Origin of the sequence: Pseudomonas cichorii (assembly GCF_019719005.1) — a bacterium.
GTDB classification, from domain to species: Bacteria; Pseudomonadota; Gammaproteobacteria; order Pseudomonadales; family Pseudomonadaceae; genus Aquipseudomonas; species Aquipseudomonas cichorii_E.
Window position 1 is genome coordinate 244,767 of record NZ_JAIGPJ010000004.1, and the last position, 14,904, is coordinate 259,670.

Here is a 14,904-nt window from a genome sequence, read left to right on the forward strand (position 1 = left end):
GCCCCATGTCCGAGCCACGCAAGATTCTCGTTACCAGCGCCCTGCCCTATGCCAATGGTTCCATTCACCTTGGCCACATGCTCGAGTACATCCAGACCGACATGTGGGTGCGTTTCCAGAAGCATCGCGGCAACCAGTGCACTTACGTCTGCGCTGACGACGCCCATGGCTCGGCCATCATGCTGCGCGCAGAAAAGGAAGGCATCACCCCGGAACAACTGATCGACAACGTCAAGGCTGAACACAGCGCCGACTTTGCCGAGTTCCTGGTGGACTTCGACAACTTCCACTCGACGCACGCTGAAGAAAACCGTGAGCTGTCGAGCATGATCTACACCCGCCTGCGGGATGCCGGGCACATTGCCACGCGCTCGATCACTCAGTATTTCGACCCGGAAAAGAAAATGTTCCTGGCCGACCGCTTTATCAAGGGCACCTGTCCGAAATGCGGTACCGAGGATCAGTATGGCGACAACTGCGAGAAATGCGGCGCAACCTACGCGCCGACTGACCTGAAAGACCCGAAATCGGCGATTTCCGGCGCAACGCCTGTGCTGAAGGATTCCAAGCACTTCTTCTTCGACCTGCCAGCCTTCGAGGACATGCTCAAGAGCTGGACCCGCAGCGGCACCCTTCAGGACGCCGTCGCCAACAAGATCGCCGAATGGCTCGACAGCGGCCTTCAGCAGTGGGATATCTCCCGTGACGCGCCGTATTTCGGTTTCGAGATCCCGGACGAGCCAGGCAAATACTTCTATGTCTGGCTGGATGCGCCTATCGGCTACATCGCCAGCTTCAAGAACCTGTGCGCACGTCGCCCGGATCTGGACTTCGATGCCTACTGGGCCAAGGACTCCACCACCGAGCTGTACCACTTCATCGGCAAGGACATCGTCAACTTCCACGCCCTGTTCTGGCCAGCCATGCTTGAAGGCGCCGGCCTGCGCAAGCCGACCGGCATCAATGTCCACGGCTACCTGACCGTGAACGGGCAGAAAATGTCCAAGTCGCGTGGCACCTTCATCAAGGCGCGCACCTACCTTGAACACCTGTCGCCAGAGTACCTGCGTTACTACTACGCGGCGAAGCTGGGCCGTGGCGTCGATGACCTGGACCTGAACCTCGAAGACTTCGTGCAGAAGGTCAACTCCGACCTGATCGGCAAAGTAGTGAATATCGCCAGCCGTTGCGCAGGTTTCATTCACAAGGGCAGCGGCGGCGTTCTGGTCGAGGACAATGCCGCACCGGAACTGACCGATGCGTTCCTGGCGGCCGCGCCGGGCATCGCCGAAGCCTACGAGGCTCGCGACTTCGCCCGCGCCATGCGTGAAACCATGGCACTGGCCGACCGTGCCAACGCCTACATCGCCGACAAGGCTCCGTGGTCGCTGGCCAAGCAGGAAGGCAAGCAGGATGAAGTCCAGGCTGTCTGTGCCCTGGGCATCAACCTGTTCCGCCAACTGGTGATCTTCCTCAAGCCGGTTCTGCCGCTGCTGGCAGCCGACGCAGAGAAATTCCTCAACGTCGCACCGCTGACCTGGGACGATCACAAGACGCTGCTGGCCAACCACCAGCTCAATCCGTTCTCGGCGCTGATGACCCGCATCGACCCGGCCAAGGTAGAAGCCATGACGGCTGCCTCCAAGGAAGACCTGGCCGCCAGCTCTACCGATGCTGCGCCAACAGGCAACGGCGAACTGACCAAGGACCCGCTGTCGGCGGAAATCGATTTCGATACCTTCGCCGCTGTCGACCTGCGGGTTGCACTGATCCTCAAGGCCGAGCACGTGGAAGGCGCCGACAAGCTGCTGCGTCTGACCCTGGATATCGGCGACGAACAGCGCAACGTGTTCTCGGGCATCAAGAGCGCCTACCCGGACCCGAGTAAACTGGAAGGTCGCCTGACCATGATGATCGCCAACCTCAAGCCACGGAAAATGCGTTTCGGCATTTCCGAAGGCATGGTGATGGCGGCAGGCCCTGGTGGCGAAGAAATCTACCTGCTGAGCCCAGACAGCGGCGCCAAGCCAGGTCAGCGCATCAAGTGATGTGAACCAAGGCCCGATAGCCACATGTGTGCGGCTATCGGGCCTTTGCATGTCCGCCACCTTCTTGCCGGATAATGTCTACTTTTAAAAGGCTCATCAGCCTGTTCGCCACCCGGCAAGATCATGACCGATTTCATCTACACACTCCTGAGCGCTGCCCTGATCAACAACTTCGTGTTGCAGCAACCACTGGGTGCCGATTCCCTGAGGGAAGCGCACACGCTGCCACGACATCGTCTGCATGCATTGGGTATCGCTACCTGCTGCTTGATGCTGGCGAGTAGCTTTGTCAGTTATCTGATCCTGCATTACGCATTGAAGCCCTTGAATCTGGGTTACCTGAGGCTGTTCGTGGTTCTGCCGGTGATTGTGTCCTTACTGAATCCCGGCCTGACGGTGCTCAATAGACTGTTACCCCGGCTGGACTTCGACGGCTTGCGGCCTCTGCTGCTGGCTAATACGGGCCTGGCTGGTGTGGTGCTGCTCGGTATCGAACCTGATCAGGGCTTCAGGCATCTGCTGACACTGGCTCTGGGTGCCGGCCTGGGTTTCTGGCTGGTATTGAGCCTGCTGGATGATCTTGGACAACGGCTACGCTCGACCGATATTCCACAACCGTTTCGCGGGATGCCGATCCAGTTGATCAGCGTCGGCCTCATGGGACTCGCCTTTATGGGCTTCAACGGGCTGGTCAAGGCATGAACCTGATACAACGCATCGACGCCCTGCTGCCACAGACCCAATGCGGCAAATGTGGGCATCCCGGTTGCAAGCCTTACGCCGAAGGCATTGCCAGTGGCGAAGCCATCAACAAGTGCCCGCCCGGCGGCGAGGAAACCATTGCCCAACTCTCGCAGTTGCTACGGATCCCCGCTTTGCCGCTGGATACCGAACGCGGCTCGGCGCCTGCGCAGGTCGCGTTCATTCGTGAGGCGGAATGCATCGGCTGCACCAAGTGCATCCAGGCCTGTCCGGTGGATGCCATTGTAGGCGCCGCGAAGCAGATGCACACGGTCATCATCGACGAATGTACGGGCTGCGACCTGTGCGTAGCGCCCTGCCCGGTGGACTGTATCGAGATGCATCCATTGCCCCTGGCAAGCGTTACGCCAATTGTCGGCGGCCTTGCGTCGAGCACCGAACAACTTCAGGCCCGCGCACAGAAGCGCAACCATGCCCGTTATCGCTTCGAGGCGCGCAATGCAAGGTTGCATCGCGAACAGGAGCAGCGCCTGGCAGAGCGCCAGGCTCGGGCGCAAAAGCCGTTACCGGTCAGCGCCTCGGTCATCGAGCGCAGTCGCGCCGACAAGCCTGCCGTGGAAGACGAGGCGCTGAAAAAAGCCCGCATCACCCTGGCCATGAGCCGTGCGCAACTGAACAAATCCCTCAAGGCGTTTGGTCATCCGCCTATCGCTGAGCAGGCTGAACGACTGGTGGAGCTGCAACGGGAATTCGAGGACGCCGAACAGGCGCTGGAAAAACTGCTTGCTGCAGCAGCCGGGCAACCCAGGCAGCCCGTGGCCAAGGTCGACAACAGCGGGGTAAAACGCGCCAAGATCCAGTTGGCCATGGCTCGCTCCGCCCTGAAGAAAGCCGAAGCGGCAGACGCTCCCCCAGAACAGCTCGCAGCCCTAGGCACAGAACTGCAAAACGCTGAAATGGCATTGAGCGCAGCCGAAGCGGCACTGGCCGATGCAAACGCCTGAGCACCTGCAAAAAGCCATGGGCACTGTCCTGCTGGCAGTAGTGCCTGGCGCGCTGACGCTGCTGTGGCTGTATGGCTGGGGAGTCTTGATCACCTGGCTGCTGTCCGCCAGCACGGCACTGCTCGTGGAGTTCGCCTGCCTTCGATTACGCGGGCAATCTGCGCGGCCTGGCTTGATGGACGGCAGCGCACTGGTCAGTGCCACCCTGCTCGCCCTCGCCTTGCCACCTTACTCGCCCTGGTGGCTGACAGTCCTGGCCAGCGGCTTCGCGATGGTTTTTGGCAAGCACCTGTATGGCGGCGTCGGCAAGAACCCGTTCAACCCGGCCATGCTCGGCTATGCCTTTGTGCTGGTGTGCTTTACCCCGCAGATGAATCACTGGCCTGCCAGTCATGGCCTGAACCTGATGGGCGGCCTGCAACAGATCTTCGGTTTCAGCACAGGTCCGAAACCGGATGTATGGTCCCAGGCCACGGCTCTGGATGTGCTGCGCATCAACACCCATCTGACCATTGACGAGCTGTTCGCCAGTCATCCCGCATTTGGAGGCATGGGCGGTCGCGGCATTGAATGGGTGAACCTGGCCTTTTTTGCAGGCGGTGCATTGTTGCTGCAAAAGCGGATCATCAGTTGGCATGCACCGGTGGGCATGCTCGCCAGCCTGTTCGTGATCAGCCTGCTGTGCTGGAACGGCTCAGGATCGGACACCCATGGCTCTCCCGCCTTTCACCTGCTGACCGGCGCCACGATGCTGGGCGCCTTCTTTATCGCCACGGAGCCGGTATCAGGCCCCTCAAGCCCAAGAGCACGCCTGCTGTTCGGGGTCGGCATCGGGTTGATGACTTACGTGATACGCACCTGGGGCGGCTATCCGGATGGTGTGGCCTTCGCGGTGCTGCTGATGAATCTGGCTGTACCGGCACTGGAGCGGCTGGCCATGCGCTCTTCAACGCAAGGGGCATCATGAAGCCCATTGGTGTGGTCGTTATTGTCGCCATCGCCGGGCTGGGGCTCGGTGTCAGCATTACGCTGCAACAGGCTGCAGCGCCGCGTGTTCAGGCGGCAATGGAAGAAGCCCGCGACCGGGAGTGGTCGAGTGTCCTGCCGGTTGGCAGCTACGACAATCAGCCATTGCGTCATCCATTGCAGTTGCCCACTGGCGACTCCTTTATACGCGCTGCCTTTCTCGCCAGTCGCGAGGGCAAGCCTTTCGCTGTGATCTTTCATAGCCAGGGCCAGGGTTATGCCGGCCCCGTGGAGTTGCTGGTGGGCGTATCGATTGAAGGCAGATTGCTGGGGACCAAAGTGCTTGAACAGCACGAGACACCGGGCATGGGGACCCGTATCGTGACAGAGCCTCAGTGGTTGCAGGGGCTCTCGGAAAAATCGCTGAACGACGGGACCTTCGACCAGATCGCCGGAGCAACCATCACGTCCAGAGCCGTTGTCGCCGCCATCCAGAACACCTTGCGCTATTTCGACGGGCACAAGGCCGTGCTTGTGGGGACGCAACCATGAAACGGCCCATGCCCTGCCTGATTCTGCTCGTGCCACTGATTGGCGTCACGGACTCACTGATCAAGGCGCTGGCCTTCCTGCTGATCTTCGCCGTGATCGCGACCTTGCACAGAGCCTTGTTGCAGGTGCTTGCGCCGTTGCTGGATGCCAGCCAGAAGTGGCTTGCCAGCACCCTGATTGCTGCCACGCTGGTCACCTGCGCAGAAACGGGCCTACAGCTTCAAACACCCGACCTGCATCAGGCCCTGGAAATCTATCTGCCCTTGATGGCCATTCATTGCATGCAGATCCAGACCGTACAGCTCGGCAGATATGCACTGAGCGGGTACGCCTCACTGATGCTCGCCCTGGGGTTCGTGCGCGAACTGCTGGGCAACGGGACAATCCTGAGCAATGCCCACTGGCTGTTTGGCAATTCTGCAATCCAGTGGCACATTAGCCTGCCGGTTCCAGCCTTGCACATGGCAATTCTGGCACCCGGTGGCTTCATTCTTCTGGGCCTTCTGCTTGCCGCATACAACGCCTTGACCAGGCCGACACCTTCCAAGGAAATACCCTTTTCATGAATGCCGCAAAACGTCAGGAAATCTTCCGCAGGCTCCACGAAGACAATCCCGATCCCAAAACCGAGCTGGCTTACACCACACCGTTCGAATTGTTGATATCGGTGATCCTGTCAGCGCAGGCGACTGATGTCAGCGTCAACAAGGCCACGGCAAAACTGTATCCGGTCGCCAATACGCCGCAAGCCATTTACGAACTGGGTATCGACGGGCTGTCCGAGTACATCAAGACCATCGGGCTCTATAACAGCAAGGCCAAAAACGTCATTGAAACCTGCCGGCTGCTGATGGAACGGCACAACGGCGAGGTACCAGAAACCCGTGAAGCTCTGGAAGCATTGCCGGGTGTGGGCCGCAAAACCGCCAATGTCGTGCTCAACACGGCTTTTCGTCAGGTAGCCATGGCGGTCGACACGCATATTTTCCGCGTCAGCAATCGCACTGGCATTGCACCGGGCAAGAACGTGGTTGAAGTGGAAAAGCAGCTCATGAAGTTTGTCCCCAAAAACTACCTGCTCGATGCCCACCACTGGCTGATCCTGCATGGGCGTTATGTATGCCAGGCACGCAAGCCACGCTGCGGCAGTTGCCGGATCGAGGATCTGTGCGATTACAAGGAAAAGACCTCGGACGATTGAGCGATAGAAAGGCCAGTGCTCAATCGATTGAAAAAATCTTTTTTACCGGCATCGGGATTATCGATATAAGGTGCGCCAACGACAGCCAAAGCCTGGAGTCACTTTCATGAGTACCGGCAAAGAGCAATTGGACGTAGAAGACGATTTCATCGCTGTCGATTCGGACGAAAGCGAGCAACCACCGGTCGAGCCTGCCAAGACCAACCTGAGCAAGCGACGCACCATCGATAACATGCTGGAAGAGCGGCGCTTGCAGAAACAACTGGCCGATTACGACTTCGACCTCTAGGCGCCCCCTTGTAAGACCTGATCTCAAAGCCTCTCATCGGGAGAGGCTTTCACATCGGTTTGCCTGATCGACACTGCGCAGGCCTGCAGGATGCTTTCCCGGCATGACTGTCAGACCAACCCGTTACGCTGGGCGAGCTCGATCAGATCGACCAGTGAGTGCGCATTGAGCTTGAGCAGTAGACGCGTCTTGTAGGTGCTGACGGTTTTATTGCTCAGGAACATGCCGTCGGCAATTTCCTTGTTGGTTTTCCCTCTGGCCAGCTGTTGCAGCACCATCATCTCGCGTCCCGAGAGGCGGTCGACCATATCGGCCTCACTGGCATTCCCCATGCTCGAACGAACGGTATGCAGGGCCTGGTTGGGGAAGTAGCTGTACCCCGACAACACCGCCTTGATGGCGCTCAGCAATTCGGTCAGGTCCTGTTGCTTGCAGACATAACCCGCCGCTCCCGCCTGCATGCAGCGCATTGAAAAATGGCCAGGTGCCTGCGACGTCAGAATCAGCACCTTGAATGGCAAGGTCATGGCAGACAGACGGGCAATTACTTCCAGGCCATCGAGCTTGGGAATTCCTATGTCCAGGATGACGATATCCGGCAGATGTTCACGAGCCAGTTGCAACGCATCCACTCCATTGTCCGTCTCCGCAATGACCTCATAGCCATGGCGCTCCATCAGCATGCGTACAGCAAGGCGAATGACAGGATGATCATCCACGATCAGCACTTTATTCATGGGCAGTCCAATTTTCGCTATTCGAATTTTCAGAGTCAGCACAATAGCTTAGTCGTTTAGTGCTTTGCATGACGCTCACCCTCGAGGACTAACAGCCAAAGACCGTTCCCACACATACAACAGAAAATTCCTACAAATTTCGCTATTAACGAATTATTTTTTATATTTTTCATAGAGCCTCCCCTTCGGATTTCGCTGAAATTATTACCGTCTGGAGTGCTGAGATAGAGCATCGCAACTCAGGTAAAACAATTATTGCCATAACGTCAAGCATTAGTCCTTTGCCTCTGAAGTCCAAACGGACAATAGCCGATGAACATCGAATCGCCTCCATGGTTACGCCGCCTTGATAATTGTAATTATCCGGTCAGATGCCATGACCATAGCTCCTTGCCACTACTTCCCTACCTGAAACGAAAAGAACAAGGATGCACACACTGCTGGCAGATACTTTCTCGAATACGGGCTCAATGACATCAGGCTTCATGATCAGGGTATCGACTTACTGGCCCGTCCGGGACACGTCAGAAGACAAGAGCCATAATGAGTGTTTTCAGGAGTTTTCTCTTGAAGTTATATACCAGCATAACGTTTAAAAAATACACACATAAATACATCTTTCTTATACGCATCCCGGCTAAAAGACCAAGACCACGAAAGACTCGGAATATTCCTACATAACCACACCCCAAAACTTCCACCCACCCGATATTCCGTGAGAAGTATTCAAGATACTGACTTTACGCTATCACCACGATAAAAGTGATACATAAATACTCCCCACAGTCGAGTTTCATGCCTTTCCCTGGGGCGCCTTGCACACTTCATTTCTGCGAATGGCTCATTCGACAAGTAGCTAATACTATATTTCATTCCGCTTCCATCCCTGCCACCGTAAAGAGGAAACGTACTACACAACTAGCAGACGGTAGATAGCAGCATGTAAGACCACTTCAAACCCACTAAGTCATTTCATGTAGTGCACCGTTTTTTCACTTGCAAATTCTATTACCAGTCGTTACTTTTTTAACAACGAACTCATTACTTTCTGCCAACAATTATGCGCAGTTAGATTGGAGCGACCCAACAACCGACGTCATTTTAATGACGCCATGAATAACATTGCTTTATATGGACTCGGCTTATCAAGAGAGTCGAAAGGATTCGGGCAACATGAACATGGCCGATCAGGAACACCCTCCCTTTGACAAGCCCGAAGCGGGCCTGACAATTCTTTTGAATTGGCCATGCGTATAACCATGTTCAAAAAGGGATATACCATGAACAACAAAACTTCTCACTCATCCTCAAAAAATATAACGCCCCTTGATCTGACGGCGGCGGTCGAACAGTTTGTTGCGCAAGGAGGTGTGATTGCCGTGATACCCGATGGTGAAACAGCAGAATCCACCGTGCTCTCGGTGGCAGAAGATACAACACCACTGGATGCCGAACTTGAAAAGAGTTCCAAACTGGAGTTACTCAGAAGTCTGGTTGCCAAAGGCGCTGGAGTTTCCGCCTTGCAATACTCATTGAGAATGAACAAAAAAGAAATTCGCCAACTGGCACTGGAGAATGATGTAAAGATAAAATTCAGTCGCCCAATAAGAGAGGTCAATAAAGAACCCCACTATGATACGACTGATATTGATGATGTGGTGGCCGGTCATGCCATGCATTATTCCAGTCTCGGTTACACCGCACCGGAGATTGCACAGATACTTGATCTGAGTGTGCGACAAGTCTGGAATATCGGCAAAGCCTACCGTTTCGAATTCAAACAGAAGAGGGACAGTGATACCCCCTGAGTACGTTTATTCCAACAGATAACCCGACGCGGTATCGACTGGACTTCGTGTCGATACCGCTCACCTGCCCCGCAATGCCCTTCACGACAGCGTGCCGGCAAGACCCGCAACGCTCCTCCCGATTCAGCGTCCTTTCAGATGCCCACGCGCAAACGCTCAGCCCGGCCTCAAAAGCTCGGGCGAGAAATATCGATACGCAAGGATCGGGGATCAGGAAAGCGTGACAGTGCATTGCGCACTGCAAAAAATGCAGCCCGAGGGCTGCATTTCAGACATCAGACCGGGCTCAGAAGAACTTGCGGCCCTTGTTCGCAGCGATGCGCATGCGCAAGGCATTGAGCTTGATGAAGCCGGCAGCGTCCGCCTGGTTGTACGCACCGCCATCTTCTTCGAAGGTGGCAATGTTGGCGTCGAACAGCGACTCGTCGGACTTGCGGCCAGTGACGATCACATTGCCCTTGTACAGCTTCAGGCGCACGACACCGTTCACATGAGCCTGGGACGCATCGATCATCTGTTGCAGCATCAGACGCTCAGGGCTCCACCAGTAGCCGGTGTAGATCAGGCTGGCGTACTTGGCCATCAGCTCATCCTTGAGGTGAGCGACTTCGCGATCCAGGGTGATCGACTCGATGGCGCGGTGAGCGCGCAGCATGATGGTGCCGCCAGGCGTCTCGTAGCAGCCACGGGACTTCATGCCCACATAACGGTTTTCGACGATGTCCAGACGACCGATGCCGTTCTCGCCGCCGATGCGGTTCAAAGTGGCCAGTACGGTGGCAGGCGACATTTCGACGCCATCCAGAGCAACGATATCGCCATTGCGATAGGTCAGCTCAAGGTAGGTCGGCACGTTTGGCGCGTCTTCAGGAGACTTGGTCCAGCGCCACATGTCTTCTTCGTGCTCGGTCCAGGTGTCTTCCAGCACGCCGCCTTCATAGGAGATGTGCAGCAGGTTGGCATCCATCGAGTACGGGGATTTTTTCTTGCCATGGCGCTCGATCGGGATTGCATGCTTCTCGGCATAATCCATCAGCTTTTCACGCGACAGCAGATCCCACTCACGCCACGGGGCAATCACTTTGACGCCTGGCTTGAGGGCATAGGCGCCCAGTTCGAAACGAACCTGGTCGTTACCTTTACCGGTGGCGCCGTGGGAAATGGCGTCAGCGCCGGTTTCGTTGGCGATTTCGATCAGGCGTTTGGCGATCAGCGGACGAGCGATGGAAGTACCCAGCAGGTACTCGCCTTCGTAGACGGTGTTGGCGCGGAACATCGGGAACACGAAATCACGTACGAATTCTTCACGCAGATCGTCGATGTAGATTTCTTTCACGCCCATGGCCTGAGCCTTGGCACGTGCCGGCTCGACCTCTTCACCCTGACCCAGGTCAGCGGTAAAGGTCACCACTTCGCAGTTATACGTATCTTGCAGCCACTTCAGAATGACCGAAGTATCCAGGCCACCGGAATACGCGAGAACTACCTTGTTTACGTCCGCCATGCCATCACTCCACCGGGTTGTACGGAAAACCGTTGATTCTACCGTTCAAACCAGCAAATTTACAGGGGCGCGACAGCTTGTGACGACGAGGCGACAGGTCATGTCGGCCTCGTGAGGGGAAAAGAGCGTTACGAAGTACGGGCAGCGCTGGCGGAAGAAGCGACTGGAACCGGCTTTTCTTCGGGAGCGACACGCTCCAGATGCACATTCACCCGACGGTTGCGCGCCCGGTTGGCATCATTGGTGTTGGGCGCCAGCGGATAACGCTCGCCATGAAAACGCAAGGTAATCTGTTGCTCGGGAACACCCTGTGCTTTCAGATAGTCCATCACGGCCAGCGCACGACGGCGGGACAGGTCGCGGTTGGTCAGGCGGTTGCCGCTGTTGTCCGAATGGCCGTCCAGTTCGATATGGTTGACCGTCGGGTCGGCACGAAGATACGCAATCATGTTGTCCAGACGCGCCTTGGCCTTGGCGTCCAGTTCGATGCCACCGCCTGGGAAGCCCACTTCGGCCTGCTTGATCTGATCGAAATTCATGGGCAGCAGTTTGGTCGTGCACAACTGATAGTCGCTGAACGCCTTGCTGAACCTGACCGGCAACAGGCGTATCTCCATCGGACCACCGCCGTCACGGGTACTGTGACGGATGAGCGGAGTACGGCCTTCCATCAAGCCGCTGATCAGGCGTCCGGCCTGTGCTTCGGAGCTATTGAAAGGAATCTCGCCATTGCTGACCCGAACCGAGCCCAGGTTGATATCACCGCGCCCCGGCTGCCAGGGTGCAGCCGCAGCCAACAGAGTGGCCGAGCCATTGCCCAACATGTTGTAGGACGGCTTGAGCCGGAATGTCGCCTGCTCACCGGCACGGCGCACGAACTCACCGACACCGAAGTCAGTGATCGGCTGGCTCAGACGACACTCGAACTGATCCCCTTCGACCTTCCACTCGATACTCTCCAGACGGGTCTGGAAACTGACAGCCATCGCGGGGAGGCTGGCAAATACGCTGAGCAAGGCGAGATATAGCTGGCGCACGGGAGGCTCCACTTATAAAAATGACGCGAAACAAAAGTGCTTCTTACGTCGGGCTATCGGTAACTTCCTACAAAACTTGATAGCGAGTGCCTGAGAGAGTCTTTTCCGGTAGCATTCCCTGCGAGTTTGACCCGCCTGGAATCCCCAATGTCTGACCGCCTGACCCTTCTGCGTCCCGATGACTGGCACATCCACCTCCGTGACGGAGCTGTTTTGCCTCACACCGTTGCTGACGTTGCGCGCACTTTTGGCCGCGCAATCATCATGCCCAACCTTGTGCCACCAGTACGCAATGCGCAGCAAGCCGATGCCTATCGCCAGCGCATTCTGGCTGCTCGCCCGGCCGGCAGCCGCTTCGAGCCGCTGATGGTGCTTTATCTCACCGACCAGACCACGCCCGAGGACATTCGCACGTCCAAGGCCAGCGGCTACGTCCATGCGGCCAAGCTGTATCCGGCCGGTGCGACCACCAACTCCGATTCTGGCGTTACCAGCATCGACAAGATTTTCCATGTACTGGAAGCCATGGCCGAAGTCGGCATGCTGCTGCTGGTCCATGGCGAAGTGACCCGCGGCGAGATCGATGTCTTCGATCGCGAGAAAATCTTCATCGACGAGCACCTGCGTCGTGTGGTCGAGCGTTTCCCGACCCTGAAAGTGGTGTTCGAGCACATCACTACCGGTGAAGCGGTGCAGTTCGTCAACGAGGCCTCGGCCAACGTTGCAGCGACCATCACTGCGCATCACCTGCTTTATAACCGCAACCACATGCTGGTGGGCGGAATCAGGCCGCATTTCTACTGCCTGCCGATCCTCAAGCGCAACACGCACCAGACGGCCCTGCTGGATGCCGCGATCAGCGGCAACGGCAAGTTCTTCCTGGGCACCGACTCGGCACCTCATGCCCAGCATGCCAAGGAAGCCGCCTGCGGTTGCGCCGGTTGCTACACCGCCTACGCTGCTATCGAGCTGTATGCCGAGGCTTTCGAGCAGCGTAATGCGCTGGACAAGCTGGAAGGCTTTGCCAGTCTCCACGGTCCGGCCTTCTATGGCCTGCCTGCCAACCAGGACACCATCACGCTGGTACGTGACGAGTGGACAGCCCCTGCCAGCCTGCCGTTTGGCGAGCTGAGCGTAATCCCGCTGCGCGCCGGAGAAAAACTGCGCTGGCGCCTGCTGGAGGAAAATGCGTGAGTGAAGATCATTACGACGACGAACACGACGGTCACGGCGGTGGCGGCTCTCGTCACCCGATGGCGGCACGTTTTCGCGGTTACCTGCCTGTGGTCATCGACGTGGAAACCGGTGGTTTCAATGCGGCGACCGATGCTCTGCTGGAAATTGCTGCCGTCACCATCGGCATGGATGAAAAAGGCTTCGTGTTCCCGGAGCACACCTACTTCTTCCGTGTAGAACCGTTCGAGGGCGCCAATATCGAAGCGGCTGCACTCGAGTTCACCGGTATCAAGCTCGATCACCCGCTGCGCATGGCGGTCAGCGAAGAAACCGCGCTGACCGATATCTTCCGCGGCGTGCGAAAGGCGCTCAAGGCCAACGGCTGCAAACGCGCCGTGCTGGTCGGCCACAACGCCAGCTTCGACCTGGGCTTCCTGAACGCTGCCGTCGCTCGCCTGGACATGAAACGCAACCCGTTTCATCCGTTCTCCAGCTTCGACACTGCAACCCTCGCGGGCCTGGCCTATGGTCAGACAGTGCTTGCAAAGGCCTGTCAGGCTGCCGGCATGGACTTCGATGGACGCGAGGCCCACTCGGCTCGCTATGACACCGAAAAGACCGCTGAGCTGTTCTGTGGCATCGTCAACCGCTGGAAAGAAATGGGCGGCTGGGAAGAGTACGACGACTGAAGTACAAGCTTCATGAATAAACCGGCCTTGTGCCGGTTTTTTTATACCGGTGTTTCAACGACCGCTCATCGGAGTCGGGAAAGCGTATCCAAAACAGTTTTGACAAGCATTCTCATTAAGATTAACCTCGTCCGCACAAAGCAATAACCAGCGACGGTTACCGACTTATGTATGTTTGTCTTTGCCAAGGTGTCACTGACGGCCAGATCCGGGATGCAATCCTCGAAGGCTGCTGCAGTTATCGTGAAGTGCGTGAAACGCTGGGTGTTGCCAGCAAATGCGGTAAATGCGCCTGCCTGGCAAAGGAAGTGGTGCGTGAAACCCTGACAGAACTGCAAAGCAGTCAGGCATCGCTGGCGTATCCAGCAGAATTTTCAGCCGCCTGATTCACCCCATTTCAAAGAACCGGACCTTGCGTCCGGTTTTTTTATGCCTGTAATTCAAGTGCTTAGCGTCAAGATGCGGAACTCAAACATTCTTATTCTTATTTAATTTCACTTAGTATTCAATAACTTAGGTTTGACAGGCTTCTAAGTGCAGCTCAAACTCGCGCTTTATATACACAAGCCATTGGCAGGACCTCGAACATGAAAGGCGACATTACAGTCATCCAGCATCTCAACAAGATCCTCGGAAACGAGCTGGTCGCGATCAATCAGTACTTCCTGCATGCACGCATGTACGAAGATTGGGGTCTGAAAAAGCTGGGCGCTCATGAGTATCGCGAGTCCATCGACGAGATGAAGCACGCTGACAAGCTCATCAAGCGCATCCTGTTCCTCGAAGGTCTGCCTAACCTGCAAGAGCTGGGCAAGATCCTGATCGGCGAGCACACCAAGGAAATGCTTGAGTGCGACCTGAAGATCGAAAAGAAAGGTCTGGCTGATCTCAAGGCTGCCATCGCGCACTTTGAAACCGTTGGCGACTTCGGCAGCCGTGAACTGCTGGAAGACATCCTCGAATCCGAGGAAGAGCATATCGACTGGCTGGAAACCCAACTGGGCCTGATCGAAAAAGTGGGTATCGAAAACTACCTGCAATCGCAGATGGGCGATTAAGCCTTTTCAGCGCCAAACAAAAAGCCCCGCCTCTGACGAGAGCGGGGCTTTTGGTTTGCATGCAAGCTACAAGCTACAAGCTACAAGCTACAAGCTACAAGCTACAAGCTACAAGCTACAAGCTACAAGCTAC

16 protein-coding genes are annotated in these 14,904 nt (G+C 56.5%); 13 read left to right on the forward strand and 3 right to left on the reverse strand.

Features of this window, described 5'->3' with window-relative positions:
- The first annotated feature begins 5 nt into the window (after positions 1–5).
- The 8 genes from metG to K5D32_RS06185 all read left to right on the forward strand — a co-directional run bounded on the left by metG (position 6) and on the right by K5D32_RS06185 (position 6,762).
- The gene (gene metG, locus K5D32_RS06150) at positions 6–2,048 is read left to right on the forward strand and encodes a methionine--tRNA ligase (protein WP_221599480.1); all 2,043 of its coding nucleotides are present in this window, start codon (positions 6–8) and stop codon (positions 2,046–2,048) included.
- A 123-nt stretch (positions 2,049–2,171) separates the two neighbouring features.
- On the forward strand, positions 2,172–2,750 hold the full coding sequence (locus K5D32_RS06155; RefSeq protein ID WP_221599481.1) for an Rnf-Nqr domain containing protein: 579 nt from the start codon (positions 2,172–2,174) through the stop codon (positions 2,748–2,750).
- Positions 2,747–3,754, forward strand: coding sequence for an electron transport complex subunit RsxB (gene rsxB / locus K5D32_RS06160; RefSeq protein WP_221599482.1), 1,008 nt, complete (start codon positions 2,747–2,749; stop codon positions 3,752–3,754). Before K5D32_RS06155 ends, rsxB begins: the two co-directional genes overlap by 4 nt.
- The gene (locus tag K5D32_RS06165; protein WP_221599483.1) at positions 3,741–4,721 is read left to right on the forward strand and encodes an RnfABCDGE type electron transport complex subunit D; all 981 of its coding nucleotides are present in this window, start codon (positions 3,741–3,743) and stop codon (positions 4,719–4,721) included. Before rsxB ends, K5D32_RS06165 begins: the two co-directional genes overlap by 14 nt.
- Complete coding sequence (locus tag K5D32_RS06170) at positions 4,718–5,272, forward strand: RnfABCDGE type electron transport complex subunit G (RefSeq protein ID WP_221599484.1); 555 nt, start codon at positions 4,718–4,720, stop codon at positions 5,270–5,272. The genes K5D32_RS06165 and K5D32_RS06170 overlap by 4 nt, the downstream gene beginning before the upstream one ends.
- Positions 5,269–5,838: an Rnf-Nqr domain containing protein gene (locus K5D32_RS06175; protein ID WP_221599485.1), complete on the forward strand. Its 570-nt coding sequence runs from the start codon at positions 5,269–5,271 to the stop codon at positions 5,836–5,838. Before K5D32_RS06170 ends, K5D32_RS06175 begins: the two co-directional genes overlap by 4 nt.
- Positions 5,835–6,473, forward strand: a complete 639-nt coding sequence (gene nth / locus K5D32_RS06180) for an endonuclease III (RefSeq protein ID WP_221576078.1) — start codon at positions 5,835–5,837, stop codon at positions 6,471–6,473. The genes K5D32_RS06175 and nth overlap by 4 nt, the downstream gene beginning before the upstream one ends.
- Positions 6,474–6,579: 106 nt before the next feature.
- The gene (locus K5D32_RS06185) at positions 6,580–6,762 is read left to right on the forward strand and encodes a PA3496 family putative envelope integrity protein (RefSeq protein ID WP_025261489.1); all 183 of its coding nucleotides are present in this window, start codon (positions 6,580–6,582) and stop codon (positions 6,760–6,762) included.
- A 110-nt stretch (positions 6,763–6,872) separates the two neighbouring features.
- On the opposite strand, the gene K5D32_RS06190 is transcribed toward K5D32_RS06185, so the two are convergent.
- Positions 6,873–7,499, reverse strand: coding sequence for a response regulator transcription factor (locus K5D32_RS06190; protein ID WP_025261490.1), 627 nt, complete (start codon positions 7,497–7,499; stop codon positions 6,873–6,875).
- Positions 7,500–8,779: 1,280 nt separating this feature from the next.
- On the opposite strand from K5D32_RS06190, the gene K5D32_RS06195 reads away from it, so the two are divergent.
- Positions 8,780–9,307: a hypothetical protein gene (locus tag K5D32_RS06195; protein ID WP_074568821.1), complete on the forward strand. Its 528-nt coding sequence runs from the start codon at positions 8,780–8,782 to the stop codon at positions 9,305–9,307.
- A 286-nt stretch (positions 9,308–9,593) separates the two neighbouring features.
- On the opposite strand, the gene K5D32_RS06200 is transcribed toward K5D32_RS06195, so the two are convergent.
- Together K5D32_RS06200 and K5D32_RS06205 are read right to left on the reverse strand one after the other, a co-directional pair.
- The gene (locus tag K5D32_RS06200; protein WP_025261492.1) at positions 9,594–10,811 is read right to left on the reverse strand and encodes an argininosuccinate synthase; all 1,218 of its coding nucleotides are present in this window, start codon (positions 10,809–10,811) and stop codon (positions 9,594–9,596) included.
- Positions 10,812–10,939: 128 nt separating this feature from the next.
- On the reverse strand, positions 10,940–11,848 hold the full coding sequence (locus tag K5D32_RS06205; RefSeq protein WP_025261493.1) for an OmpA family protein: 909 nt from the start codon (positions 11,846–11,848) through the stop codon (positions 10,940–10,942).
- Positions 11,849–11,995: 147 nt separating this feature from the next.
- Between K5D32_RS06205 and pyrC the strand changes: the two genes are divergently transcribed.
- The 4 genes from pyrC (at position 11,996) to bfr (ending at position 14,771) form a co-directional block, all read left to right on the forward strand.
- Complete coding sequence (pyrC, locus tag K5D32_RS06210; protein ID WP_221599486.1) at positions 11,996–13,042, forward strand: dihydroorotase; 1,047 nt, start codon at positions 11,996–11,998, stop codon at positions 13,040–13,042.
- Positions 13,039–13,713 carry a ribonuclease T gene (gene rnt / locus K5D32_RS06215; protein WP_095067542.1) on the forward strand — a complete coding sequence of 225 codons (675 nt, stop codon included), beginning with the start codon at positions 13,039–13,041 and terminating at the stop codon, positions 13,711–13,713. Before pyrC ends, rnt begins: the two co-directional genes overlap by 4 nt.
- A gap of 167 nt (positions 13,714–13,880) precedes the next feature.
- Complete coding sequence (locus K5D32_RS06220; RefSeq protein ID WP_025261496.1) at positions 13,881–14,099, forward strand: bacterioferritin-associated ferredoxin; 219 nt, start codon at positions 13,881–13,883, stop codon at positions 14,097–14,099.
- Positions 14,100–14,300: 201 nt separating this feature from the next.
- The gene (gene bfr / locus K5D32_RS06225; protein ID WP_025261497.1) at positions 14,301–14,771 is read left to right on the forward strand and encodes a bacterioferritin; all 471 of its coding nucleotides are present in this window, start codon (positions 14,301–14,303) and stop codon (positions 14,769–14,771) included.
- Positions 14,772–14,904: the final 133 nt, after the last annotated feature.